2 protein-coding genes are annotated in these 2,935 nt (G+C 72.3%); one reads left to right on the top strand and one right to left on the bottom strand.

The genetic code is table 11. The features are described 5' to 3' along the window. On the top strand, positions 1–840 hold an 840-nt coding region (locus ACTIR_RS0112875), incomplete at its 5' end, for a metallophosphoesterase (protein ID WP_026454597.1). 25 nt (positions 841–865) lie between these two features. Here the strand turns inward: ACTIR_RS0112875 and ACTIR_RS0112870 are convergent. Further along, a partial coding sequence (locus ACTIR_RS0112870; protein ID WP_026454596.1) for a serine/threonine-protein kinase occupies positions 866–2,935 on the bottom strand: 2,070 nt, incomplete at its 5' end.

The raw sequence follows: 2,935 nt of genomic DNA, 5'->3' as shown, positions 1-2,935 counted from the left end.
GTCGACCGGCGGGTGGTGCTGGCGCGGGGTTCGGCCGCGCTCGTCGGCGCCGTGGCGACCGGGCTCGTCGGGTACGGCGTGACGGTGGCGACGGGTCCGCCCGTGCTCACCCGGATCCCGGTCACCCTGCCCCGCCTCGATCCCCGCGCGGACGGCTTCCGCATCGCGGTGGTCAGCGACCTGCACCTCGGCCCGATCATCGGCCGGTCGTACACCCGGCGGATCGTGGACCTGGTCAACGCCGAACGGGTGGACGCGGTGGCCCTGGTGGGCGACCTGGTGGACGGGGACGTCCCCGATCTGGCCGAGGCGGCCGCACCGCTGGCGGACCTGCGCAGCGGGCACGGCACCTTCTACGTCACCGGCAACCACGAGTACTACGTCGGCTACCGGCAGTGGATCCGGCACCTGCCCACGCTCGGGATCCGGCCCCTGCGGAACACGCACGTGCCGATCGAGACCGGTGGCGGCGTCTTCGACCTCGCGGGCATCAACGACCACACCGGCTACCGCTGGCAGGACCCCGGGGACGTGGGTGCGGCCCTGGCGGGGCGGGACCCCGACCGTGCCGTCGTGCTGCTGGCCCACCAGCCGATCGACGTGACCGACGCGGTCGACGCCGGGGTGGACCTGATGCTCGCCGGACACACCCACGGCGGCCAGCTCACGCCGTTCGAGGTGGCGGTGTCGCTGCAGCAGGGCGCCGTGGCGGGGCTGTACCGGCGCGGCGACACGCGCCTGTACGTCACCAGTGGTGCCGGGTTCTGGGGACCACCCGTCCGGGTGGGCGCACCACCGGAGATCTCGGTCGTCGAACTGCGCGCGGGGCCCACGCCCTGAGGGCCGCGACCCACGCCCTGACGGCTCAGGTCAGCGTGCGCGGCCGGACGGCGTTGGCCCGGTCCACCAGTTCGATCCGGCGCTGCGCGTCCCCCGCCAGCCGTGCCAGCGTCCGGTACCGGTCCTCGAGGCCGAACCGCAGATCCCGCTCCGTCAGCGGCCAGCCCAGCACGGTGGTGTGCGGGTCGGCGACGCCGTGGGCGCGGGTCCACTCGAAAGCCGCCTCCAGCACCTCGGCCTCCAGCCGCGTCCGGCGTTCGGCGTCCAGGGTCAGCCGCCCCACCTGGTCCGAGGCGGCCACCAGGTCCGATCCGGTGACCTGCTGCGAGCCGTACACCTGCCGCGTCTTGATCTTGACCGCGGCGACCTGTGCGGCGGTGTGGTGGGTCGAGGAGGCGGGCACCGATTCCAGGACCTCGATCGCGGACTGCCTGCCGCCCTGCGCGAGGTAGACCCGCGCCAGCCCGAAGGCGGCGCTGACGTAGGAGCGGTCGGTACGCCACACGAGTTCGTACAGCCGGGCGGCCTTGAAGTAGTCCCCGACCGTCTCGGCGCTCACGGCCAACGCCAGTTTCGGCGCGATCTCCCCGGGCAGCTCGTCGTAGACGGTGTCGAAGGCCACGTGGGCCACCCTCGACCGTCCGCCCGCCAGCTCGATGAGACCGCGGTACCAGTCGACCCGCCAGTCGTGCGGGAACCCCGACTTGATCGCGAGGTACTGGGCGGCCTGCAACTGCCGGTGGGCCTCGGCCAGCTCACCGAGCTCGATCCGCGCCCGCACGATCCGCAGGCGGACCTCGATCGACTCGCGCGGGGCGTGCGCGAGGGCGGCGATGGCGGTGCGCGGATCGGCCGAGAGCAACGTGGCCAGCACACCGGCGCCCGGGTCGTCGGTGTGGACCTGCGGGATCGGCAGGCCCGCCACCACCTCGCCCGGATCGGGGGACGAGACCTGCTGCCAGTGTTCGGGCACGACCAGCTCGACGCCGAAGGTGTTGGTCTCGGGCCCGAACACCGTGGAGGCGCCAGGCCGCGGGGTACCCGTGCCCAGGGCCATGATCTCCCGCAGCACCCCGGCGAGCTGGTCACCCATGTCCTCCGCGGAGGGGAACCGGCGGTCCGGGTCGGCGTGGGTGGCCCGGCGCAGGAAGCGGTAGTACGAGTCGAACAGCTTGAACAGTCCGACGTCGTCCTGCGCGGGCAGGGTCGTCTTGTACCGGCCGGTGTAGCCGGTGAACTCGAAGCTGAGGACGGCGAGTGTGCGGCCGACGGTGAACAGGTCGGAGGCGACCGAGGCGCCCCGGGTGGGCAGTTCCGGGGCGCTGTAGCCGCTGGTGAAGAACAACGGACTGGTGTAGTCGTCCATCCGGCGCACCGCGCCGAGGTCGATCAGCTTGAGCTGGTCCCCGGTCTGGATGACGTTGTCCGGCTTCAGGTCGCAGTACAGCAGCCCCTGGTTGTGCAGGTACCCGAGCGCGGGGAGGATCTCCAACCCGTACGCGATGACCTGCCCGATCGGCAGCGGTTCGGCGCGTCCGCTCTCCCGGTGGTGGGCGATCGCGAGCTGGCGCAGCGACTGCCCGCCGATGTACTCCATGACGATGTAGCCGACGGAGTTGCCGGTGTCCGGGTCCGGGTGCTGGACGAAGTTGTAGATCTTGACGATGTTCGGGTGTTCGACCTCGGCCAGGAACCGGGTCTCGTTGACGGCCGCGGCCACCGCCGTGGCGTCCCCGGTGTTGATGAGTCCCTTCAGCACGACCCAGCGTCCGCTGACGTTGTGGTCGGTGGCCAGGTAGATCCAGCCGAGCCCGCCGTAGGCCAGCGCCCCGATCACCTCGTACTGCCCGCCGACGATCTCGTGCGGACGCAGCTTCGGCAGGAACGAGAACGGTGTGCCGCACGTCGCGCAGGTGCCCTCGGGTTCGCCCTGGCCGTCGTCGGTACCGCGGCCGACCTTCGCACCGCAGTTGCCGCACCAGCGCTTCGCCTCGGCCACCACCGGGTCCGCGAGCACGGCCTCGGCCGGATCGCGGTAGGGAACCTGCGGCACGTCCACCAGACCCGCGCCCAGCCGGCCGCGGCGCGACCGCCG

The sequence above is a fragment of the Saccharomonospora iraqiensis subsp. iraqiensis genome, assembly GCF_000430445.1.
In the GTDB taxonomy this organism is placed as follows: Bacteria; Actinomycetota; Actinomycetes; order Mycobacteriales; family Pseudonocardiaceae; genus Saccharomonospora; species Saccharomonospora iraqiensis.
Note: the sequence above shows the minus strand (reverse complement) of the source record. Positions and strands in the feature narration are given on the sequence as shown.